This window comes from Shewanella sp. 10N.261.52.F9, from assembly GCF_041471165.1.
GTDB lineage: Bacteria > Pseudomonadota > Gammaproteobacteria > Enterobacterales > Shewanellaceae > Shewanella > Shewanella marinintestina.
Map to the genome: position 1 here is coordinate 1 of NZ_JBFRNX010000038.1, position 22,959 is coordinate 22,959.

At 43.4% G+C, this 22,959-nt stretch carries 22 protein-coding genes, 2 tRNA genes and 1 rRNA gene; 6 read left to right on the forward strand and 19 right to left on the reverse strand.

The features are described 5' to 3' along the window. The first annotated feature begins 119 nt into the window (after positions 1 to 119). From rrf to rimI, 5 genes are all read left to right on the forward strand, one after another. Positions 120 to 235, forward strand: a 5S ribosomal RNA gene (gene rrf / locus AB4298_RS20370). A gap of 1,948 nt (positions 236 to 2,183) precedes the next feature. Beyond that, positions 2,184 to 2,260 (forward strand) — tRNA-Trp (locus tag AB4298_RS20375). A 230-nt stretch (positions 2,261 to 2,490) separates the two neighbouring features. Further along, positions 2,491 to 2,567 (forward strand) — tRNA-Trp (locus AB4298_RS20380). A 183-nt stretch (positions 2,568 to 2,750) separates the two neighbouring features. Further along, positions 2,751 to 3,098, forward strand: a complete 348-nt coding sequence (locus AB4298_RS20385) for a hypothetical protein (protein ID WP_371988185.1) — start codon at positions 2,751 to 2,753, stop codon at positions 3,096 to 3,098. Next, the gene (gene rimI, locus AB4298_RS20390) at positions 3,098 to 3,535 is read left to right on the forward strand and encodes a ribosomal protein S18-alanine N-acetyltransferase (protein ID WP_371988187.1); all 438 of its coding nucleotides are present in this window, start codon (positions 3,098 to 3,100) and stop codon (positions 3,533 to 3,535) included. The genes AB4298_RS20385 and rimI overlap by 1 nt, the downstream gene beginning before the upstream one ends. A 92-nt stretch (positions 3,536 to 3,627) precedes the next feature. On the opposite strand, the gene lipA is transcribed toward rimI, so the two are convergent. From lipA to leuS, 14 genes are all read right to left on the reverse strand, one after another. Then, positions 3,628 to 4,593 carry a lipoyl synthase gene (lipA, locus tag AB4298_RS20395; protein ID WP_371988189.1) on the reverse strand — a complete coding sequence of 322 codons (966 nt, stop codon included), beginning with the start codon at positions 4,591 to 4,593 and terminating at the stop codon, positions 3,628 to 3,630. After that, complete coding sequence (gene lipB / locus AB4298_RS20400) at positions 4,586 to 5,245, reverse strand: lipoyl(octanoyl) transferase LipB (RefSeq protein ID WP_220780089.1); 660 nt, start codon at positions 5,243 to 5,245, stop codon at positions 4,586 to 4,588. The genes lipA and lipB overlap by 8 nt, the downstream gene beginning before the upstream one ends. Positions 5,246 to 5,339: 94 nt before the next feature. Beyond that, entirely contained in the window at positions 5,340 to 5,606 is a 267-nt protein-coding gene (gene ybeD / locus AB4298_RS20405; protein WP_248998750.1) for a DUF493 family protein YbeD, read from the reverse strand. A gap of 273 nt (positions 5,607 to 5,879) precedes the next feature. Next, complete coding sequence (locus tag AB4298_RS20410) at positions 5,880 to 7,052, reverse strand: serine hydrolase (RefSeq protein ID WP_248998749.1); 1,173 nt, start codon at positions 7,050 to 7,052, stop codon at positions 5,880 to 5,882. Positions 7,053 to 7,155: 103 nt separating this feature from the next. Further along, positions 7,156 to 7,938, reverse strand: coding sequence for a septal ring lytic transglycosylase RlpA family protein (locus AB4298_RS20415; RefSeq protein ID WP_248998748.1), 783 nt, complete (start codon positions 7,936 to 7,938; stop codon positions 7,156 to 7,158). Then, positions 7,925 to 8,923 (reverse strand): lytic murein transglycosylase B, encoded by a 999-nt coding sequence (gene mltB, locus AB4298_RS20420; protein ID WP_371988192.1) that lies wholly within the window; start codon positions 8,921 to 8,923, stop codon positions 7,925 to 7,927. The genes AB4298_RS20415 and mltB overlap by 14 nt, the downstream gene beginning before the upstream one ends. A gap of 97 nt (positions 8,924 to 9,020) precedes the next feature. Next, complete coding sequence (gene rodA, locus AB4298_RS20425; RefSeq protein ID WP_248998746.1) at positions 9,021 to 10,127, reverse strand: rod shape-determining protein RodA; 1,107 nt, start codon at positions 10,125 to 10,127, stop codon at positions 9,021 to 9,023. Continuing rightward, complete coding sequence (mrdA, locus tag AB4298_RS20430) at positions 10,124 to 11,980, reverse strand: penicillin-binding protein 2 (RefSeq protein ID WP_248998745.1); 1,857 nt, start codon at positions 11,978 to 11,980, stop codon at positions 10,124 to 10,126. The genes rodA and mrdA overlap by 4 nt, the downstream gene beginning before the upstream one ends. A gap of 84 nt (positions 11,981 to 12,064) precedes the next feature. Next, positions 12,065 to 12,535: a 23S rRNA (pseudouridine(1915)-N(3))-methyltransferase RlmH gene (rlmH, locus tag AB4298_RS20435; RefSeq protein ID WP_248998744.1), complete on the reverse strand. Its 471-nt coding sequence runs from the start codon at positions 12,533 to 12,535 to the stop codon at positions 12,065 to 12,067. Then, positions 12,535 to 12,864 carry a ribosome silencing factor gene (gene rsfS / locus AB4298_RS20440; protein ID WP_248998743.1) on the reverse strand — a complete coding sequence of 110 codons (330 nt, stop codon included), beginning with the start codon at positions 12,862 to 12,864 and terminating at the stop codon, positions 12,535 to 12,537. Before rsfS ends, rlmH begins: the two co-directional genes overlap by 1 nt. A gap of 105 nt (positions 12,865 to 12,969) precedes the next feature. After that, positions 12,970 to 13,617 (reverse strand): nicotinate-nucleotide adenylyltransferase, encoded by a 648-nt coding sequence (gene nadD, locus AB4298_RS20445; protein WP_371988195.1) that lies wholly within the window; start codon positions 13,615 to 13,617, stop codon positions 12,970 to 12,972. Further along, the gene (gene holA, locus AB4298_RS20450; protein WP_371988197.1) at positions 13,617 to 14,648 is read right to left on the reverse strand and encodes a DNA polymerase III subunit delta; all 1,032 of its coding nucleotides are present in this window, start codon (positions 14,646 to 14,648) and stop codon (positions 13,617 to 13,619) included. The genes nadD and holA overlap by 1 nt, the downstream gene beginning before the upstream one ends. Next, a complete protein-coding gene (locus AB4298_RS20455) occupies positions 14,648 to 15,142 on the reverse strand; it encodes an LPS-assembly lipoprotein LptE (RefSeq protein WP_248998740.1) in 495 nt (164 codons plus the stop codon). Before AB4298_RS20455 ends, holA begins: the two co-directional genes overlap by 1 nt. Before the next feature lie 33 nt (positions 15,143 to 15,175). Continuing rightward, positions 15,176 to 17,755 carry a leucine--tRNA ligase gene (gene leuS / locus AB4298_RS20460; RefSeq protein ID WP_371988208.1) on the reverse strand — a complete coding sequence of 860 codons (2,580 nt, stop codon included), beginning with the start codon at positions 17,753 to 17,755 and terminating at the stop codon, positions 15,176 to 15,178. 120 nt (positions 17,756 to 17,875) lie between these two features. On the opposite strand from leuS, the gene AB4298_RS20465 reads away from it, so the two are divergent. Continuing rightward, positions 17,876 to 18,376 carry a zinc ribbon-containing protein gene (locus AB4298_RS20465; RefSeq protein WP_248998739.1) on the forward strand — a complete coding sequence of 167 codons (501 nt, stop codon included), beginning with the start codon at positions 17,876 to 17,878 and terminating at the stop codon, positions 18,374 to 18,376. Between the two features lie 83 nt (positions 18,377 to 18,459). On the opposite strand, the gene AB4298_RS20470 is transcribed toward AB4298_RS20465, so the two are convergent. Genes AB4298_RS20470 through AB4298_RS20490 form a run of 5 tightly spaced genes read right to left on the reverse strand, consistent with a single transcriptional unit; the run spans position 18,460 to position 22,937 of the window. Next, positions 18,460 to 18,951, reverse strand: a complete 492-nt coding sequence (locus tag AB4298_RS20470) for a type II secretion system protein (RefSeq protein ID WP_283107233.1) — start codon at positions 18,949 to 18,951, stop codon at positions 18,460 to 18,462. After that, positions 18,951 to 20,486, reverse strand: a complete 1,536-nt coding sequence (gene lnt, locus AB4298_RS20475; RefSeq protein ID WP_371988200.1) for an apolipoprotein N-acyltransferase — start codon at positions 20,484 to 20,486, stop codon at positions 18,951 to 18,953. The genes AB4298_RS20470 and lnt overlap by 1 nt, the downstream gene beginning before the upstream one ends. A 38-nt stretch (positions 20,487 to 20,524) precedes the next feature. Beyond that, positions 20,525 to 21,406, reverse strand: a complete 882-nt coding sequence (gene corC / locus AB4298_RS20480; RefSeq protein WP_248998737.1) for a CNNM family magnesium/cobalt transport protein CorC — start codon at positions 21,404 to 21,406, stop codon at positions 20,525 to 20,527. A 27-nt stretch (positions 21,407 to 21,433) separates the two neighbouring features. Beyond that, entirely contained in the window at positions 21,434 to 21,904 is a 471-nt protein-coding gene (ybeY, locus tag AB4298_RS20485; RefSeq protein ID WP_371988202.1) for an rRNA maturation RNase YbeY, read from the reverse strand. Then, a complete protein-coding gene (locus tag AB4298_RS20490) occupies positions 21,897 to 22,937 on the reverse strand; it encodes a PhoH family protein (protein WP_371988204.1) in 1,041 nt (346 codons plus the stop codon). The genes ybeY and AB4298_RS20490 overlap by 8 nt, the downstream gene beginning before the upstream one ends. Positions 22,938 to 22,959 lie beyond the last annotated feature (22 nt).

Here is a 22,959-nt window from a genome sequence, read left to right on the forward strand (position 1 = left end):
TTCTAAAGACAAAATTAGAATGAAGCACTTAATGTGTGTTTGAACTCAAGAATTAATTTAAAAGCCATTTAAAAGACACTCTCTTTTGAAGGCACAGCTTTTCAAATTTACCAAATTTGTCTGGAAACCATAGAGTTGTGGCACCACCTGAATCCATTCCGAACTCAGAAGTGAAACGCAATATCGCCGATGGTAGTGTGGGGTCTCCCCATGTGAGAGTAGGTCATTTCCAGGCGCCTAATATACGAAATAGCCCCTGCACGCAGTGTTGGGGCTTTTTTGTATGTTCAGTTTTTGTAAGGTTACTCGAACATGGGAAATAAACAGCGCATGCGCAGCATGTATCATTACCATGTGTACCCAGAGGGCATAATAAATAGTAGGGCGAAGTGAGTGCGTTTATGAAGCTTAGCTTCATGCACTTATGGAGCGCGGAGAACTTGTTCGAAGCTGGCCATTTCCAGGCTTTAAATTAAGTGAAGAAGCCACCTTATTAAGGTGGCTTTTTTGCGTTTAGGCGTTTGTAAAAATACAGAACGCTAACTTATCTAGAATACAGCTAACCGTTAAGGCGGCAGCTTCACTTAAAGTAGGCATAAATACCTTCCCCCTACGTCAACCCGTCGCTGAGCGAGGTCTCCAGCTTGCAGGCAGTTATATTGCTCCTGCAATAACTGCATTTCCGCCATCCTTGGCGGTCACAGCTGCTACGCGCTACAAGATTGCAATGTACTTCGTACCTTAAGCGCAGCCTCTTCGCCCCCATGTGTTCGCTGTGCGAACCGAGTAAGTCATTTCCAGGCGCCAAATATACGAAATAGCCCCAGCACGAAGTGTTGGTTTTTTTGTATGTTCAGTTTTTGAAAGGTTATACCAATCAGTATAAAGATTTGGTCGCTCAGCGAGAGTTTAGCGGTTATGAGGCAAGGCAACGAGTGAAGAGCATAGTTATTCTACGTTTAAGCTCGTTAACGCAGTATCAGAACCGCTAAAACTCGTCATTCTGGAGCGTTTTTGGCTGCCTACTTCTGCGTTAAATAGCTTCACAAGGGAATAACCATTCTTTCAGTTATTTGCCTTGAATTAGTTGCCAAAAAACGTTCTGAGTAGATCAACTTCTTATACTGATTGGTATTACTCGAACATGGGAAATAAACACCGCATGCTCAGCATGTATCACTACCATGTGTACCCAGAGGGCATAATAAATAGTAGGGCGAAGTGAGTGCGTTTATGAAGCTTAGCTTCATGCACTTATAGATCGCGGAGAACTTGTTCGAGGCTGGCCATTTCCAGGCTTTAAATTAAGTGAAGAAGCCACCTTATTAAGGTGGCTTTTTGCGTTTGGGTGTTTTTAAAATACTGAACGCTAACTTATATAGAATACAGCTAGCCGTTAAGGTGACGGCTTCACTTCAAGTCGGCATAAATGCCATTCTTAGTAGTAAAGAGTCGACGTCGGTCGATAAATGTTCCAGACGATATCGACACTTCCGCCATCCTTGGCGGTCACCGCTTCTCTGCGTCACTCTTCACTTAAAGCTGAGGGGCTGAATAATGCGTATTCAAAGCGCCGGGCTTTCACCCTATGTGTTTGCTATGCAAACCGATAGTGATTATATGCACCTGCTTAATAGACACCTCCTACGTCGATTTAGGGTGTATATTATTTTTAAGCTTGTATGAGTGTGATTCTAACCTACTGTATTAGGCTAGGTTACTCTGAGCCACTAAAGTGCAGTTTAGCTGCGTCACCAGAGAACTATTACGCTCTCCATTCTTACCAGGCCATATCAGCTGTTAAAGGAGTAAATCATTTATAATGATAAGTATGGGGGCGTTTTGACAATAACCGTTGAACTGTTAGAACAATTAGTTATTTTCTTATTGTTGAATAGGATTGCTTGCTAACAAACATAATTGAGTTACTTGTCATTGCTTTGTGTTAGTAAGAGGATGTCATAATATAAGTCACACAGACTTGTGCTGTTGTAGCTTTGAGGTCATCTATGTTGTGTTTAACTAATAGCAACAGCTCGTGTTGTAAGTGGTCTTTATTTCGCTTTTGCAGCAAAAAGTGATTAAAACACCCTCTAAGCGTTCGAAAAACCTGCAGGCGGTCGTTATTGGTAAAAAAGTACTTTACCTTTTACTCAATATTTAGCAAAATCCATCTCATCGACAGGGGTGTAGCTCCAATTGGTAGAGCGCCGGTCTCCAAAACCGGATGTTGTGAGTTCGAATCTCCCCACCCCTGCCAAATTTAGAAAAAGCCGAGCAATAGCTCGGCTTTTTTGCGTCTGTCGTTTACAGTTTTAATCAGTGAGCTTAGCCTGTGTGCTCAGGGCATTTATCCAACAGGCTATTTTACCTAACAGACCGTGGCTTGTCGCATTTGGCTTTGTTGTCTGAAAAAACCACAGTCGACTCGCTTTAGATAAAAAAAGCTTTACCTTTAAGGGGAGTTTCCGCATAATGCGTTTCGTCGACAGGGGTGTAGCTCCAATTGGTAGAGCGCCGGTCTCCAAAACCGGATGTTGTGAGTTCGAATCTCCCCACCCCTGCCAAAATTCAGAAAAAGCCGAGCATTAGCTCGGCTTTTTCGTATCTGCAATTTGCCGTAATACCTTATATTAATTGGTATATGAGTGTGCTGTAGACTGAATCTTATTAGTAGATGCAGGTTAACTCTGTAGCAACTAGCTGTTATGCTTTCGCTATATCATCATCGCTGCTTTGATTGAGTTGTCATGGAAAAAAATGCTTACCTCGATGCCATGGGCATTACCCGCTGGAAAAAAGCTGTCCCTCAGGCTGATATTATGACCATACTAGTTAATCCTTTGCGCCTAAAAGAAGTTGATAGTCTATTATTTACGACCGTACTTAGTTTTATCGGTGTTGATATTGAGCATTGTCGTTTCGCTGCCCGTGCAGAGCCTGCTGCCAAGGTTATTTGGGATATGCGTGGTAAGCAGGCGGTAGAAAGCGATGATAGGTTAATTTCGGCGCCAATCAATGAGCTAGAAACTAACGTTGAAGCTAAAAAAGCGCTGTGGGCTAATATGCAGGCTTATATGCTTAAAAAGGGTAGTTAATGTCACTTGTATTGCTCGATGATAACATGTCGTTGCAAATGGCTGCTGTTGCTGCGAGAGCGCACTCTCACCCAATGAGTGAGGCAACTATTAGAAGCTGTTTTGGTCATCTCTACACTAGTTTTGGCGTGATAGAGGATGACACGCTTTGTGGCTTCGCGATTTTGCATCAAATATTTGAAGATGCGACCTTGATGGATATTTGCGTTGATCCTGCTTGTCAGGGAAAAGGATTTGGTAAAGCCTTGTTAAGCAGAGTTATCGCAGCGGCCACAGCTAAAGGTGCTGAGATATTACTGTTAGAGGTGAGGCAATCTGGTACCACAGCTAGGGCTTTATATGCGGCGTTAGGCTTTGAAACCACAGGTGTACGCAAGGGCTATTATAAGACCGACACTGGTAGCGAAGATGCGATATTGATGCAGTTGCCACTCTAAACTGTCAACCGGCGGGCTGATTGAGAAACAGATATAAAAATAGCGCCAAAGGGCGCTATTTTTATATCTGTCAATTTTCTCGCAGCAAAGTGTTATTTAACTTCTTTGCCCTGTGCTTGAAGATCTGCATGATAGCTTGAGCGCACTAATGGACCACAAGCTGCATGGGTAAAGCCGATGCTTTCAGCGAGTTCTTTTAGCTCGTCAAATTCCGCTGGTGATACGTATCTCTCAACAGGTAAGTGGAATTTTGATGGCTGCAAATATTGACCTAGTGTTAGCATCTCTACATTGTGAGCGCGCAAGTCATGTAATACCTGTGCTATCTCTTCATTGCTTTCGCCTAGACCCATCATCAAACCTGATTTGGTTGGAATATTTGGGTGGCGGTCTTTAAATTTCTTCAATAGATCAAGTGACCATTGATAATTAGCACCTGGACGCGCTTTGCGGTAATGCATTGGCGCAGTCTCTAGGTTGTGATTAAACACATCAGGTGGCTCAGTCGCTAAGATCTCAAGTGCTGCATCGATACGACCGCGGAAATCTGGAACCAAAGTTTCAATTTTAATCTCTGGGTTAAGCAAACGTATTTCACGGATGCAATCGGCAAAATGCTGTGCACCGCCATCTCGTAAATCGTCACGGTCAACTGAAGTAATAACAACGTACTTCAACTTCATGTCTTTAATTGTTTGAGCTAATTTCTTTGGCTCTTCAGCATCAGGCTTTAATGGACGGCCATGGGCTACGTCACAGAATGGACAGCGACGAGTACAAATAGCACCCAAAATCATAAATGTTGCGGTGCCGTGGTTAAAACACTCAGACAGGTTAGGGCATGAAGCCTCTTCACAAACAGAATGCAGACCATTTTTACGCAGTGCTTGCTTGATCTCAGTAATACGCTGATTTGAAGCCGGCAGCTTAACACGAAGCCAGTCAGGTTTTCTTAACATGGTGTCGCGTTCAGATGGCACCACTTTAACAGGGATGCGTGAAACCTTGTCTGCGTCTCTAAGCTTTACGCCAGGTTGTAATCTTTCAGGCCTATTCATATGACTCTGGTAATCCTTGGTGGTGAACTAGCTTTTCTAAACCGAGTTCTTGGCTGAGGGTTTCAATCAGTTGCAGACCTGCTTCTTCGACAGTTTGTGGTCCACCGAGCTGTTTGCATTGGATCATTTCCATACCAGCGTAACCACATGGGTTAATACGCTGGAATGGCGCCATATCCATATCGACATTGAGGGCCAATCCATGGAAAGAGCACCCTTTACGGATCCTAAGACCCAAGGATGCTATTTTTCGCTCATCAACATACACACCAGGGGCATCAGCTTTGGCATAAGCCTCAACCTGATAACGCGCGAGCATATTGACGATACATTGTTCAATGTGGGTGACGAGCTGACGTACACCGACTTTTAGACGCTTAATATCGAGGAGAGGGTAGACAACAAGTTGTCCTGGCCCGTGGTAAGTCACTTGACCGCCTCTATCAACCTGAATGACAGGTATATCACCTGGGTTTAGGATGTGCTCACTCTTGCCTGCTTGGCCTTGTGTAAATACTGGATTATGTTCAACAATCCAGATCTCATCTTGACTGTTTTCATCACGGTTATCAGTATAGTTTTGCATGGCGTGCCATACCGATTCGTAATCTTGCTTGCCTAAATGGCGAATATGCAAAGCGTTGTCGTACAAGGGCAACCTCTCCCCTCAAATATTTGTGCGGCCTATTATACGCGTCAAAATGATAAATGTAATCTAGATCACATTTATCAGTAATGAGTAATATTTACAGTACGCGTTTTACGCCATCAATTGCAGCAAGTTGAGTGTATAGCTTTTCGATATGATCTTTGCTTGTCACTGTAATACGAATGGTCACTGAATAATAAGTGCCTTTACTTGACGCTTTAGTTGATGGAGCGTAGTCACCTGGCGCTAGGCTTTGTGCTACAGCAACCACACGATCTTCTAATGTATCGCTAGCATCGCCAACAACTTTAAAAGGGAATGATGCTGGGAATTCCATTAACTCATCAAATTTTGTATCTAACATTTTTTCGCTCTCGAAGATTTCATTAATACATAATATGGTGACGATTATACCTAATACCAAGTGAAATAAATATTTGATCATTGTCAGGGTTATTAAAGGATTTTAACCATCGATGATTTTTAGTTTTTTTATAACAAGTTACTGGTTATAACGCATCACAATTCAAGGAGAATTTTTTCGGTGGTATAGGCATTGCTTTCGCAATTAGAAATAACTTGATTGCTATAGAAGCAAAAAGCCACCCGAAGGTGGCTTTTAAAATATTGACGTTAATTAGCTAAACCAGCCTGCAAACATCTGCTTGAAGTAATCCATTAACTGGCTGAACCAGCTGCCTTCGTTGACTTCTTGTAGAGTCACAAGAGGGAACTGAGCAATATCTTTACCATTTAACTGGAAGTATATGCGACCAACAGTTTCGCCTTTAGCAATTGGTGCTTTCAGCTCTTTGGTTAGTTCAAAGTTTGCTTGAAGATTTTTAGCTTGTCCGCGGCTGATGGTGATTGGTGTATCTGTCACTACACCTAGGTCAATCGTTTCGCGATCGCCGTACCAGATTTTTTGGGTAACGAAAGTGTCACCAGCTGAATATGGAGTAACCGTTTCAAAGAAGCGGAAACCATAGTTAAGCAGTTTTTTACTTTCAGCTTTACGAGCAGCTTCGCTCTTGGTACCCATAACTACTGAGATAAGACGCATACCGTCTTTCGTTGCTGAGGTGACTAGGTTAAAACCAGCGCCTGAAGTGTGGCCTGTTTTAATACCGTCTACATTTAAGCTTTTATCCCATAGTAAGCCATTACGGTTGTATTGCTTGATGCCGTTATAAGTGAATGACTTCTCTCTATATACCGCATATTCTTCTGGCACGTCACGAATGATCGCTGCGCCAAGAATGGCCATATCGTAAGCAGTCGTTTTGTGGTTGTCAGAATCTAAACCGTGGCTATTTTCAAAGTAGCTGTCTTGCATATTTAGCTGCTTAGCCCAAGAGTTCATCAAATCAACGAAGCCATCTTCAGTGCCTGCAATATGCTCAGCCATAGCAACACAAGCATCGTTACCTGATTGGATGATAATGCCTTTGTTCAGCTCTTCAACCGATACTGTTTTACCGACTTCAATGAACATTTTTGACGAGTCAGGAAAGTTTTTTGACCATGCATTTTTACTGATAGTCACTTCGTCACTTGGCGAGATATTACCGACTTTGATTTCATGGCCGATAACGTAACTTGTCATCATTTTGGTCAAGCTTGCTGGGTTTAAGCTCTCGTAAGCATTTTCTTCAGCAATGATTTGTCCGGTGTTGTAGTCCATTAGCACGTAAGCTTTGGCTGCTACAGTTGGTGCATTAGGGGTGACGACTGGGGCGGCTTGTGCTGACAATACGGCGACAGAGCTCGCGAGCAAAAGCGTTTTCAATGGTTTGTTCAGTAAATTCATATTAATAATGCACGTCTTAATAGTTTGGGTATGAAGAAAGTGTAATTCCGCGAGTATAACATTAGTCGACAATGGAATTCAGCGTTGGTTCATTAATCTTGGTTCATTCAGTCAGCAGATAACTATTAGGGTAACCTTCCTGTTTCAGGGTTTCCGTCAGTTTAGTTGCTAGCTGTTGCTGGCCTATAGGGCCTAACTGTAATCGATACAAGTTATTGGTACTTTGTACTCGAGTCTTAACTTTATATTTTTGCTCTAAACTTTTGGCCAAGCTTTCAACTCTGGCTTTATTTGAAGAAGCAACAACTTGAATAAAGTGCAGTTCAGTGCCCTTGAGTTCGGCTAATGCCGCGGATTCAGGATTCGCGATATAAATGACTTCTAAACTGACATTGGCAGTGCCGGTTTTTAACATGTCGAGTCGGTGGGCCGCAGCGTATGACAGATCGATCACTCGATCTTCATGAAATGGGCCGCGGTCATTGACTCGAACAATAACGGTTTTATCATTTTTAAGGTTGGTGACTTTGACATAGCTCGGTAATGGCAAGGTCTTATGGGCAGCTGACATAGAGTACATGTCATAGGTTTCACCATTTGATGTAAGGTGGCCATGAAATTTAGCACCATACCAAGAGGCAATTCCTTTTTCTGCGTAGCCTTCACCAGAGGGCATAACCTGATAGCTTTTGCCTAATACAGTGTAAGAGCTTTTGTTGCCGCCACGGCTATAGGGCTCATATTTGGGGTGAGCATCTTCAACCTTAGTAACGTCCGGCGCGGATGTTGGTGCTTTATCGTTGTCAATATCATAACGACCACCACTTGAACAAGCTGCTAATGTGGCGGTGAATATTAAAGCGATAAGGGTATTACTGCGTAGCATAAGCTTTCTTTAATTCCTGGCTAAACTGGTAAACCGCCATGGCATAAAGCGGGCTGCGGTTGTAGCGGGTAATAACGTAAAAGTTTTTAAGACCTAACCAATATTCATCATTATCGGCTTGCTCAAGCTTTACGACTAAGGCTGGTTGTTTCACATCTAGATCCATAGATTCAGCAAGTGCAACATCTGGCGATAAAATATCGGCAACCTTGTAATGTAGTTTTTCACCAGACCAAGTCTTTACCGTATCAGGTAAATCTTTATTCAAGGTTAATTGTAAGGTGACAGGTTGATCTTTTTGCCAGCCATGCTGATGAAAATAGTTGGCAACGCTGCCAATGGCGTCGGCTTTACTATTAAGTAGATCACGGCTTCCATCTTTATCAAAGTCGACAGCGTAATGGCGATAACTTGATGGGATAAATTGACCAAAGCCCATGGCGCCAGCGTAAGAGCCTTTAAGGCTATTAAGTTCTAAGTTCTCTTCTTTTACTAGAGATTGTAAATTGGCAAATTCACTGCGGAAAAACTTTGCTCTAGGAGGGTAATGGAAACCTAAGGTATAGAGGGCGTCTTTTACAGGGTAGTTACCCATGTAACCGCCATAAAAAGTTTCGATACCTATGATAGCGACAATAATTTGCGGATCGACGTTAAACTCTTTCGAGGCTTTATCAATGATGTCAGCGTGCTCGTTCCAGAAGGCTAACCCTTTCTCTAAGCGCTTTTCTGTCAAAAATATCGGGTAATACTGGTACCAAGGCTTGGCTTCCCACGGCTTGGTCATCGCATCAATAACCGCTTGGTTGTATTCTGCGTTAGCAATAAAACTTGCTGTTGCTTCAGTATTGAAGCCTTTTTCAGCTTGAGTCTTAATGAATTCTGATTTGAGTTTTTCAATGTCGCTATCGGTTGGCGCAGCGGCGGCCGAGCAGGAAAGAAATGTTAGCGCTAAAGGTGCAAAAATACGTTTGAAAAGGGTCATCAATTAGCAATCCTTAGTGGTTGATAGGCATTATGGTTAGAGCACTTCGATGCACCATAATGCTATCAATAATAAAATCTAGGCAGATAGCAAGCTGCTATCTGTCAATAAAACGCCGATGAGTGTGAATACTCATTAAGATGCCAAAACCTACCATCAATGTCAGCATCGATGTGCCACCATAACTGATTAATGGTAAAGGTACACCAACCACAGGTAAAAGGCCTGAAACCATACCAATATTCACAAAAATATAAACGAAGAAAGTTAATGTAATACTTCCTGCAAGCAAGCGTGCAAAACTGGTTTGGGCACGTGAGGCAATAACCAAACCTCGACCTATAATATAAAGGTACAGAGCAAGTAGCAGTAAAGCGCCTATTAAGCCAAACTCTTCACCGATAACGGCAAAGATAAAGTCAGTGTGTCGCTCAGGTAAAAACTCTAGCTGCGACTGCGTACCTTGCAGCCAGCCTTTACCAAATAGTCCGCCAGAGCCAATGGCAATCTTAGATTGAATAATATGGTATCCGGCCCCGAGAGGATCTTTCTCTGGGTCAAGCAATGTGAGTACTCGAGTGCGCTGGTAATCATGCATTAAGAAAAACCACAGCACAGGTAACATTGCCAGCACGCTACCAATAAAGCTACCGACAATACGCCAGCTCATCCCTGATAAAAAGAGGACAAAGATCCCTGAAGCGGCAACGAGGATAGAGGTGCCTAAGTCGGGCTGTTTGGCGATTAAAAGTGTCGGTACTAGCAGGATCACTCCGGCACCCGCTAGATAGCGCTTTTTCGGCGGCAACGGAAACTTACTTATATACCATGCCATAGTGATCGGGAAGGCGAGTTTCATTAGCTCTGATGGTTGAAACTCCATAAAGCCAAGGTTTAACCAACGCTGGGCGCCCTTGTTTATTTCACCAAAGAAGTGCACGCCAATGAGTAAGATAATGCCGGTAATATAAATTGGAAACGCCCAGCGCCTGAGGACCTCAGGGTTAATTTGGGCAACGGCAAACATTACGACAAGCGACAAACCCATACGGAATAATTGCCTGTCCATTAGCGCAAGATCTTCGCCGCCCGCAGAGTAAATAACCACTAGACCGAAGGCCATCAATGCCAATAAGCCAAGCAATAATGGCAAGTCTATGTGTAATCGCTGCCATATGTTTGGTCGAGAGTTGTGTGCACTCATTCTGTTTTATTCCATGAATCTCTTAACAAATACTCGTCGAGTAAAGCGCGAGCAACTGGACCTGCGTTTACGCCACCCCAACCGGCGTTTTCAAGCACGACCGCCAGGACGATTTTAGGGTTTTCATAAGGGGCATAGGCAATAATCAATGCGTTATCGCGTAGGCGTTCATCAATATTGTCAGCATCATATTCTTCGCCTTGGGCGACACTAAATACCTGTGCAGTACCGGTTTTCATTGCTGCAGTGTAACGTGCGTCGGTAAAGCGAGATTTATGCGCGGTGTCACGCATGGCTTCGTTGATGATGTCCCAGTTTTTTGGATCTTTTAATACAATGGGTGGCAGCTCATCTGGCGGCGTGTCTATTTTGGCGGTTTGATCTTGAATAGACTTAAGCATATGTGGCACAAAGCGGCGGCCATTATTCGCTAAAATAGCGGTTGCATTAGCAAGTTGCAGTGGGGTCGTTGTCCAGTAACCCTGACCGATACCAACTGAAATAGTGTCACCTATATACCAAGGTTGGTTATAGCGTAGGCGCTTCCAGTCTTTCGACGGCATAATACCGGCAGATTCTTCAAAAATATCGACCCCTGTACGCTCACCAAATCCAAATGGCTGCATAAAGTTAGCAATGGCATCGACCCCTGTTTTATAAGCAAGATCGTAAAAATAAGTATCGCAAGAGCTTACTATAGCGCTATTCACATCGACCCAACCATGGCCCCAACGTTTCCAGTCACGGTATTTACGTTCAACGCCTGGGATTTGCCAAAACCCTGGGTCCCAAATGCGGGTTTTTGCGGTAACGGTTTTATTTTCCAAGCCTAATAGTGCTAAATGCGGTTTTACTGTTGATGCTGGTGCATATTGCCCTTGAGTGGCGCGGTTAATCAGTGGGCGTGATTTAGAGTTCAATAACTCGCTATAAGCTTTGCTGCTAATGCCATGCACAAACTGGTTTGGGTCATAAGTTGGGCTTGAAATTAGTGCGAGAATACCGCCATCACGTGGATCAATTGCCACAATTGAACCACGACGGCCATTGAGTAACTCCAGCGCTTTTTGCTGCAGTTTTAAATCTAATGTTAGATAGATATCTTGCCCGGGTGTTGGCGGCTCAGATTTCAAAATACGAATAGTTCGGCCACGATTGTTGACCTCTTCTTCAAGGTGACCAGGCTTACCAAGCAACATGCTTTCGTAAAACTTCTCGATACCTTGTTTACCAATATCTTTAGTGGCAGCGTAGTTTGCCCAAAGGTTATTGCGTACAAGCGAGTCTTGATCTCGACTATTAATTTTGCCCACATAACCAAGCGCATGGGTCATTAGACCATTGTATGGATAGTGACGCTTTAAGCCTGCATCAACAGAAATACCTGGGAACCGATGCTGGTTAACACTGAATTCGGCAACTTGCTCTTCAGTCAGTTTATTTTTAATCGTCAGTGGTTTAAAGCGGCGATGATATTTAAGTGCGTCAAGTACGTTAGCTTTTTCATCTGCAGATAAGTCAATTACCTGACTTAGTTCATCTAAAGTGTCGCTGACATTTTTAACTTTTTCTGGCACCATTTCTAATGAAAAGAATGGCTGGTTTTCTGCTAGTAATTGACCATGACGATCGTAAATAAGTCCGCGACTTGGCGCAACAGGAACAACACGGATACGGTTGTCATTAGAGCGTGTTTCATAGTCTTGAAACGAAGTGATTTGCAGGTTGTAAAGATTAACCAGCAATAAACTCAGCAGGATAAACACACATAAAAACGTAAACAGAGCACGACTTTTAAATAGCGACGCTTCGGCCGCGTGGTCGTTCATGGTTATGCGCTTTCTTGGGGACACTTACATTCTCTCCTGCTTAAAAAAGGGTGCCAAGCACATATCCTAATCCTGTTAAGGTCTGTTTAGTTTAATAGGGTGTCGATATTATTCTCTATGGTAAGGATGATTATTATTAATGCTCCAGCCACGATAAAGGCTTTCGGCTACAATCACTCGTACCAAAGGATGAGGTAGGGTTAAGGCTGATAAACACCAGCTTTGCGCTGCGGCTTGTTTACACTCAGGCGACAAACCTTCAGGACCACCAATTAACAAACTAACATCGCGGCCATCGAGTAGCCACTTATTCATTTGTTGTGCTAATTGCGGTGTGGTGAGGTTTTTACCAGGTAAATCTAAGCTGACGATATGATTCCCTTTAGGAATCGCTGCCAACATTAACTCGCCCTCTTTTTGGAGGATGCGAGCTATATCGGCATTTTTACCGCGTTTGCCAGCGGGGATTTCAATTAACTCAAGCGCCATGTCTCTAGGGAAGCGGCGCTGATATTCTTTGAAACCTGTTTCAACCCAATCTGGCATGCGGGTTCCAACTGCGACTAACTGAATCTTCATTACTCAGGCTTTTCTGACCAAAGTTTTTCAAGTTGGTAGAAGTCACGAGTTTGATCTTGCATTACGTGCATAATAACATCGCCTAGGTCCACAAGAACCCACTCGCTGCTTTCACGACCTTCGACACCTAGAATGTGCAGGCCTGCACGCTTAGCTTCAACCACTAGGTTTTCAGCGATTGCTTTAACGTGTGTTTTTGAGTTACCAGTACATACCACCATAAAATCGGCGATGTTTGATTTCTCAGATACGTCCATTACAACGATATCTTTAGCTTTAAGGTCTTCAACCTTATCGATTACAAATTGCTTTAACTCTGCGCTTTCCACGCTGGTACCCCATTAATTTTAAGACAGCGCGATAGTATAGCAGTATTTCAGATCTAGATTAATAGTTCTTACTTATAAATATCTGCGATTAAGTGGGGTTTATTGTTAATTACTATTACTGTCAGGCAGATAAAGCTGATTATGCTGAATATAGCTTCGAATAGGTTCGGGAAGTGATGCGGGAATGTTACCGAGTGCAAGTTGCTGGCGGATCTCAGTTGATGATATATCTTGCTCTGTTACATCCAGCATAAATATCTTACCCACATTCGAGTGGTCATTTTTAGAAGCTTTAAGTGTGGCTAGGCGAGATGATAATAACGTGTAGCTTTGGTCGCGATTTGTTAGTTCCCATCCTGGGCGTTTACAGACAACGATATGGCATAGTTCAAATAACTGCTGCCATTGGTACCATTGCTCAAGGTTTAGAAATGAGTCCATTCCCATGATGAAGTAAAACTGGTGTTCAGGGTGAAGCTTGGTTAATTGACTGAGTGTTTGCGCGGTGTAAGAAGGCGTATTACGTTTAGCTTCGATATCACATAATTTAAAATTACTTAATTCATCACAAACAAGCTGAGCCATAGCTAACCTATTTTGTGTGGTGACATGAGTGCCTTGTTTATGAGGGGGGATGTGATTTGGCATAAGCCAAACCTCATCAAGTTTGAGTTGCCGCTGGATCTCTTTAGCTGGGCGAATATGGCCATAATGAATGGGGTCGAATGTACCACCTAAAATACCAATTTTCATTAGTCTAATACGATATGCGCAAGCTTAGCGTGGGCACGTGGATCAAACAGTAAACTCAAGTGACTAAAGCCTGTCCAATCTTCAATACCTTGTTGTTTGAGCTTAAGCTCAATAGCCGAAGCACCAGCGAGAAGAGTTTCAATATGGGCTAGCTCAAGGCGATTAAGCGCATTTTGATAAATAGGTTTACGCTTGTCCCAAATACGCAGCTTGCTCCAAAGGCCTTGCAGTGATTCACGATTATTTAACGCTGTTTTTAATTGCAGTAATACCGCTAGCTCTTTAAACAATGACCATAAGATAATTGGCATGGCTACTCCTTCACTCTTAAGTTGTGAAAGAATATGTTGTGCCTTGTCTTGTTGGTTATTGAGCATGGCATCGGTCAGTTGAAACACACTGAAACGAGATTGATCTTCAAAGTACTGTTCTAGTTGCTCACAGCTAATGGGGTCATTTGGACTGAGTAATTGCAATAGTTGCAATGCTTGATCAGCAGCCAGTAAATTCCCCTCGTAAAGAGCAAACAGCATTTCTCGTGGATCGCGGGCCAATGATAAACCATAGTGGTTTATACGGTTGTCAAGCCAACGTTGAAATTGGCTGCCTTCTGGCGTGGTACAAGGAACATAAACTCCCTTCGCATCGAGACTCTTAAACCATTTACTCTTTGTTTGCTCTGCAGCCAGTTTGGGGCCGGTTAAGATCAGTAATACGTCTGGATTGTCCATCTGCATTAATGTTTGCAGCATGGCGCTGCCATCAGTCCCTGGCTTGGCTTGGGGAAGCGTTAATTCAATAATGCGGCGACTTGAGAATAAGCTCATCGCCTGCCACTGCTCATAAAGGTCGTTCCAACTAAAGCCTGTTTCTTGGGTTAATTGGATTTTTTCCTCAAAGCCTTGGCGTTTAGCTTCAGCATGAAGTGCGCCACGACTTTGCTCACATAACCACGGATCGTCACCAAATATGAGGCAACACTGAGGCAATGGAGCAAGTTGACGCGCTAGCTGATCTGGGTAGACCCGCATTAATTAACCTCGGTGGAAGCCAGAGTTTGAACAATTCTGTCGGCAGCTTGGATACGCATCTCTTTTAGCAATAGTTCCATTTCACGGCTTTTTGCTAAAGCGGTACGCGGATCGTCAAGATAGTCACGATGGATTGCGACATCAAAACGCTGAGATTCAGCCTCTGGTAGCTGTACGGCAAAACTCACCTGATAGATAAGTTCATACTCTGCAACATTACCGGTTGGGTAGATTGACAAGGTAGAACGATCTAGAGAGTCATTGATAATGCGTAGTGCGGGAATATCATCGCTAGGTGCGACAACAGCAATACTGTTTAAGCGAAGTCGTTCACGCACTAAGCGTGTCAGTTCGCTATATTCGTCTTGGCTGCTTAGACTCAAGGTTTGCAGCTGCTCTGGAATAGAGTAGCTGCCCTGTAATCTAAAGCCGCAACCGGCGCTGAGCAATACGCTCAGTGCCAAGGTTGCTAAAAGTATGCGTTTAATTAGCATAAGCTTTGATTTGTCTTCCTTGTTTCAGAAGGATTAGTTAGCCACGATGTTGAGCAGTTTGCCCGGTACGTAGATAACTTTGCGAACGGTTTTGCCTTCGGTGTGTTTAATCACACCTTCTTCAGCCATACCGGCAGCCTCAACTTCTTCTTTGCTCGCATCTGCAGCAACAGTGATTTTTGCGCGCAGTTTACCGTTTACTTGAACGATGATTAGCTTGCTGTCTTCTACTAGTGCAGACTCGTCAACTTCAGGCCAAAGTACATCTTCAATTGCGCCTTGGTTGCCCAGTTCATTCCAAAGACTAAAACAAGTGTGTGGAATGATTGGGTAAAGCAAGCGTACCACAGCGTTCAAAGCTTCTTGCATAAGTGCTTTATCTTGCTCTGTTTCTGTAGGTGCTTTTTGCAGACGGTTCATTAGCTCCATGACAGATGCAATTGCGGTGTTGAACATCTGACGACGCTCAATATCATCACCTACTTTAGCAATTGTCTTATGTAGCTCGCGACGTAGTTCTTTTTGAGCGGCGTTTAGTGACTTAACGTCAAGCTCTGCAGTTGGACCTGTAGCAATATGATCGTGTGCAGTTTTCCACAAACGCTTAATAAAACGATGTGCACCTTCAACGCTAGATTCCTGCCATTCAAGTGTCAGCTCTGGTGGTGCAGCAAACATCATAAATAGACGAACGGTATCTGCGCCGTACTTATCAACCATCTCTTGAGGGTCGATACCATTGTTTTTAGACTTAGACATCTTGCTCATGCCGGTGTAAACCAGTTCATGACCTTCGCTGTCTACGGCTTTAACGGTACGGCCTTTGTCATCAGTTTCTAGTACTGTGACATCAGATGGAGCAACCCATACGCGTGCGCCTTTTTCGTTGTTATAGTAGTAAGCATCAGCTAGTACCATACCTTGAGTTAGCAGACGCTTAGCTGGCTCGTTAGAGTTCACTAAGCCTGTATCACGCAGTAACTTGTGGAAGAAACGGAAGTACAATAGGTGCATACAAGCATGCTCGATACCACCAATGTATTGATCTACTGGTAACCAGTAGTTAGCTTTTGCAGGATCCAGCATTTCATCTGCATGTGGGCTACAGTAGCGCGCGTAGTACCAAGATGATTCCATAAAGGTATCAAAGGTATCAGTTTCGCGGAAAGCTTCTTGACCATTAATCGTGGTCTTGGCCCATTCTTTATCTGCTTTGATTGGGCTTTGGATACCATCCATGACCACATCTTCAGGCAAAATAACGGGTAGTTGGTCTTCAGGGGTTGGCATCACAGTGCCATCAGCTAAAGTCACCATTGGAATTGGTGCACCCCAGTAACGCTGACGTGAAACACCCCAATCGCGTAGACGGAAGTTAACTTGACGCTTACCTTTGCCTTCAGCTGTTAGTTTGGCATCGATTGCATCAAAGGCAGTTTGGAAATCAAGACCGTCAAACTCTGCCGAGTTAAATAGCACACCTTTTTCAGTGTAAGCTTCTTCGCTAATATCGACTTCACCGTCTGCAGGCTTAACAACTGCTTCAATGTTTAGGCCGTACTTTTTAGCGAACTCATAGTCACGTTGATCGTGAGCAGGAACAGACATTACAGCGCCGGTACCGTAGTTCATCAGTACGAAGTTACCTACCCAAATAGGCACTTCTTTGCCCGTGATTGGGTGGATAGCATTAAGGCCGGTAGCAACGCCTTTCTTTTCCATTGCAGCCATAGCAGCTTCAGTGGTGTCAGCGTTTTTACATTCTTCAATAAACTCAACAAGAGCTGGATTATTGGCAGCCGCTTGCTCTGCTAATGGGTGAGCCGCTGCGATAGCAACATAAGTTACACCTATTACTGTGTCAGGACGAGTAGTGTAGATATCAAAGCTCTGATCGCTGTCTGCAACTTGGAAGGTCATTTCGATACCTTCACTACGACCAATCCAGTTACGCTGCATGGTCTTAACTTGCTCAGGCCACTCTTCTAACGTGTCAATATCGTTAAGTAGCTCTTCTGCGTACTCAGTGATTTTAATGAACCACTGTGGGATCTCTTTTTGCTCAACAGTGGTATCACAGCGCCAGCAGCAACCGTCGATAACCTGCTCATTAGCAAGAACCGTTTCGTCGTTTGGACACCAGTTAACTGAAGAGGTCTTCTTGTAAACTAGACCTTTTTCATAAAGCTTAGTGAAGAACCACTGTTCCCAGCGATAGTACTCTGGCGTACAAGTAGCAATTTCACGTGACCAGTCATAACCGAAACCAAGCATTTTTAGCTGGTTCTTCATGTAGTCAATGTTTTCGTATGTCCAAGGTGCAGGCGCGGTGCTATTTTTAATAGCTGCGTTTTCAGCAGGCAGACCGAAAGAGTCCCAACCAATAGGTTGAAGCACATTTTTACCTTGCAGGCGTTGGTAACGAGACACAACATCGCCTATGGTGTAGTTACGTACGTGACCCATGTGTAGCCGGCCTGACGGGTACGGGAACATAGAAAGGCAATAATACTTTTCTTTGTTTTCGTCTTCGGTAACTTCAAATGTTTTCGTGTCTTGCCAGTGCTGCTGCACTTTAGCTTCAATTTCTGAAGGAGTATATTGCTCTTGCATCAATCTATTTCCGGCCATGCCGCCCATTGTTTGATCTAGCGCTATATCAGCGCGAGTTATATCGACATAGAATAAACTAGAAGTGAGTCATTAAAAAGGTTCGTTGAAGGAGTATTTACCATGAGTGACCAAAGTAGCGCATTACTTTCGCTGTATGAAGCACTAATTGAGCACATTAAAACTCAATACAATGACGATAACTCTTTGACTGTAAAGAGTTTGTATAGTCAGGTTCAAGCTAGTAAACAATACTTGGCAATAAAGCAGCAGGCAAAGGAAGAAGAGCTGGCTTTAGTCGAACAATTTTTAAAACGTGACATTGCTAGTTTCTTACAAGAGCAAAATGCCAACGATTTAAGCCACAGCCCAACCGTCATCACGGTAGAAAATACGTTATGGCGCTGGTTAAGCGAAATTACCGACCGTAGTCAGGTTGAGTGGCATGAGGTTGCACAAGACTTTAAACATCATGGCTATTACGAAAGTGGTGAGATTGTTGGCCAAGGTACTATGGTATGTACAGCGTGCGGACATGAGTCGAAAGTGGCGTTCCCTGGAATATTATCGGACTGTACTGAGTGCGATAATAACGAGTTTACCCGAGAAGCTTTAGCGCCATAGTTGCGAACGATACGGTTAATCTTACTTGGTTTTGCAATTAACCGCCGATAGCGACACCTCAGGGTGTCGCTATTTTGTTGCTTTTAGCAACCATCGTTGACAGTTAAATAAACCGGTGAACTATTAGCTGTAGCTTGTTGATATCTAAAGTAACAGAGATCGTCACTGACCTTGTTATCATCATCGTCATCATAACCGATATAGGTGAAGTTCACTCCTTGCTCTTCAATGATGAAAATATCATCAAGCTCGAGGAGCTTATCAATGTGAGTGTTATCTACGTATCCTGAAAGTAAGCGAGTTTCAAAGCTACCATCGCCGTCCAGATCGATGTCTACGATATCGTTACGGTAGGCATGTGGTTTTATTGCTGTTCCCGGTATTTGCGATTTGGCATAGGCAAATTGATTAGCTGTTTGGCTACTGGCTTTAATCTGCTCAATAGCTTCGCTTCTTGCTTCGCTCGATAAATTGATGAATTTAGGTGCTGCAACACTGGCTAAAATGCCGAGGATAATAATCACAACAACCAACTCAATCAGCGTAAATCCTTTAGTCAGTGAGGTTTTTATCATTATTGTTTACTTCTAATAAATGCGGCAAATGCAAGTAAGAAGCTCAATATCAATACTGGCCATTGTCCTAAAGTTGTAAATAACGTGTGTCCTTTCATGAGTTTAATGTCCGCTACTAATACACCTGTCTCAAATTGTGGCAGGCTATCGGTAATGTTGCCTTGCTCATCAACAACCGCGGTTACGCCGTTATTGGTGGCTCGCACTAATGGGCGACCTAACTCTACTGAGCGCATTTGCGCTATTTCCATATGCTGTAATGGACCATTCGAGGTACCGAACCAGGCGTCATTAGACACTGTCATTAACAGGTCTGTATTGTCATTCATATTGGCGCGCAGCTGCTCAGGAAAAGCGATTTCGTAACAAATAGCGGGTGATATTTGGTGACCAACTGCGTTGAGGTTAGGTTGAGTAAAGTCGCCTCTAGCAAATGATGACATCGGAAGATTAAAAAAGGGTGCTAAAGGTCGCAACAGTGACTCTAGCGGCACAAACTCACCAATTGGAAGTAAGTGATGCTTTTTAAATTCATTACTACCATCACCTAAATAATCAGCCTCAGATTGTTGCTTGTAGTTGTAATTACCTAAAACAATTAATGAGTTATAAAAATCATTAGCACGATGGCTAATAATGCCTGTAATAATGGCCGTATTGTTTAAGTTAGCAACTTTATTCGCATTATCGAGAAAGTCTTGCACCATATATTCTGGCGCAGGAATAGCCGCTTCTGGCCAAATCACGAGGTCGCTTTCGAGGAGTTCTGGCCGTGATAGATCCATATATTTGAGCATAGTTGGCCATAGAGCATCTGGCTCCCATTTCATGCTTTGGGGAATGTTTCCTTGAACCAATGCAACTTTGATGGTTTCGCCGTTAGGCTCGACTTGAGAGGTCATTGGTGCGATCAGCGTCAGCGTAGCCAACATTGGCACTGCTACGGCTAAACTTTGCCAGCGTTTAACTGCTAACAGGGCTAAAGCGCCTGCTAGTAAAGCAATAATAAAGCTCAAACCTAAGGCGCCAAACATCGAAGCGATAGGCTTTAATGGTCCTTCAGTTTGACTATAACCAGCCCACAACCAAGGAAAACCGGTAAGTACCCAACCACGTAGCCATTCAGTTATTGTCCAAAGGGCAGGGAATACCAGTAAATTACGCAGTAGCGATGTTTTTGGGGCAAGCTTTTGCATCAAATAACCTGCAAGGGCAGGGTAAAGTGCTAGATACAGTGCAAGTAATGCCATTAAGGCTATAGAGGCGACAAGTGGCATACCGCCATAGGTATCCATACTGACATGGACCCAGCTGATCCCAACGGAGAAACAACCAAAGCCAAAGCCTAACCAGTATTTAAATGCTTGTTTAGGTGTTAAGTTACTACTTTGATGTACAACAAAAGCTAATGCTACAAGGTACAAAGGCCAAATAGAATAAGGAGCAAAAGAGAGCGCAGTAGTGGCGCCAGCCGCATAGGCTAGCACCATTTTCGAGCGCGGATGATGGGCTAATGCCCGAAGTTTATTCAGCATACAGCCTCATCATTGGGTCGTGATAACTAATTTAGTTGCTAAGCAACCGACTCATCATTGCCATGAGCGTTATCAGGGAACTTTACTCGTAGTTGGATTAAGCGACGGGTATCAGCGCTAACAACTTTAAATTCAATATCTTGGATCATGACTTTTTCGTCACGTTCAGGTAGATGACCAAATGCATGGGACACCATACCACCAACAGTATCGAACTCTTCGTCGCTAAACTCAGTACCAAAAGCCTCATTGAAGTCGTCAATAGGCGTTAGTGCTTTCACCATATATACTTGTTTAGCAACTTGTTTGATTTCAGTCTCTTCAGAAGAGTCATGATCAAATTCATCTTCAATATCACCAACAATCTCTTCGAGGATATCTTCAATGGTTACCAAACCAGATACTCCGCCATACTCATCGACGACTATCGCCATGTGGTATCGCTGAGAACGGAATTCTTTTAGTAAGACATCAACACGCTTACTTTCAGGAACAACAACTGCAGGTCGAATCACTTGACGTAACTCAAATGGCTGCTCGTTGTTTTTAAAGCCATACTGAAGCAAATCTTTCGCAAGCAAAATGCCTTCGATATGATCTTTGTCTTCATTGACTACTGGAAAACGGGAGTGTGCTGAACCGATCACGGTAGATAATACTTCTTCTACAGTGTCGTCAATTTGGATAGCCACAATCTGTGCGCGTGGGATCATAATATCCCGTACACGTAGATCGGAAACTTCTAAAACACCTTTAATCATTTCGCGAGTGTCTACGCTAATCACTTCACGCAGTTCTGCATCGTGAATTACGTCTACTAAGTCTTCGCGATTTTTCGGTTCGCCCTGGAACAACTGACTTACTTTGTCTAACCAGCCCTTCTTAGAGGCGTTAGTACTCGGTGGGATATCGTCACTCATAGTGTTTTCCTGGCTCAAATGAGCCAATTATTGCTCCTTGTAAGGATTAATATAACCAAGGCTTTCAATTAGTTGGGTCTCTAATGACTCCATCTCTTCAGCCTCAACATCTTCAATATGATCATACCCTAGCAGATGGAGACAACCATGTACAACCATGTGTGCCCAATGTGCGATTAGGGGTTTATTTTGATCAATAGCTTCTTGCTCTACTACCGCCGCACAAATCACTAAATCACCTAATAATGGTAGTTCAATGCCCGGTGGAGCTTCAAAAGGGAAAGATAACACATTAGTTGGTTTATCTTTACCTCGATATGTACTGTTTAGAGATTGGCTTTCTTCGACTTCGACGATACGAATCGTCAACTCGGCCTCACTCATAGTATCTCTGATTGCTGTTTTTACCCAAAGTTCCAATTCTGTAGAAGAAGGAAGTGTAAATCCTTCCACAGCGATTTGAACATCAAGATCGATAATCGGCTGATTATCACTCATGGTTAGCAGTTTCCTGTAATTGGTATTGGCTATCTTTATTGCCTTTACTTGACTGTGATTTTAGCTCGAATGCTTCATAAGCTTCGACAATTCTTGCAACCACTGGGTGGCGCACAACATCTTTAGCTTGGAAGAAGTTAAAGCTGATTTCATCCACTTCGCCAAGGACTTCAATAGAATGGCGTAGGCCAGACTTTTGATGTTTAGGTAAATCTATTTGGGTAATGTCACCGGTAATCACAGCTCGTGAGTTAAAACCAATACGTGTCAGGAACATTTTCATTTGCTCAACTGTGGTATTTTGGCTCTCATCGAGAATAATAAAGGCATCATTTAATGTACGACCGCGCATATAGGCAAGCGGTGCGACTTCAATGACATTACGTTCAATTAAACGTTCAACCTTTTCAAATCCCATCATCTCAAATAAGGCGTCATAGAGTGGACGTAAATAAGGATCCACTTTTTGGCTTAAGTCGCCGGGTAAAAAACCGAGTTTCTCACCGGCTTCTACCGCTGGGCGTGTGAGTAATATACGGCGCACTTCTTGGCGCTCTAGAGCATCAACTGCGGCAGCAACGGCTAGGTAGGTTTTACCTGTGCCAGCAGGGCCGATACCAAAGGTAATATCATGATTAACAATATTACGTACATAGTCACTTTGATTGGGGTTTCGTGGTTTAATCACCCCTCGTTTAGTCTTTATATAGAGTTCGCTTTCATCTCTAGGCGCTTCCATATCCAGTGCAATCGCTTCTTGAATCGCAATATGCACTGCATCAGGCTCTAAATCTGGTGTACTGCCTTTAACTGGCTGAGTTTCAATATAAAGATCTTTTAACAGATTATTTGCAGTTAAGCAGTTTCGCGGGGCTCCTACAATTTGAAAGTGATTGTCACGGTAGCTTATCTCAACGCCAATACGACGTTCTAGCTGTTTAATGTTGTCATCAAACGGGCCACAAAGCGACGCGAGTCTGCGAGTTTCAGCAGGCTCCAAATATAGGTTGAGCGTGGTTAACTTATTTGACAAAAAATCACTCCATTAATCTAGG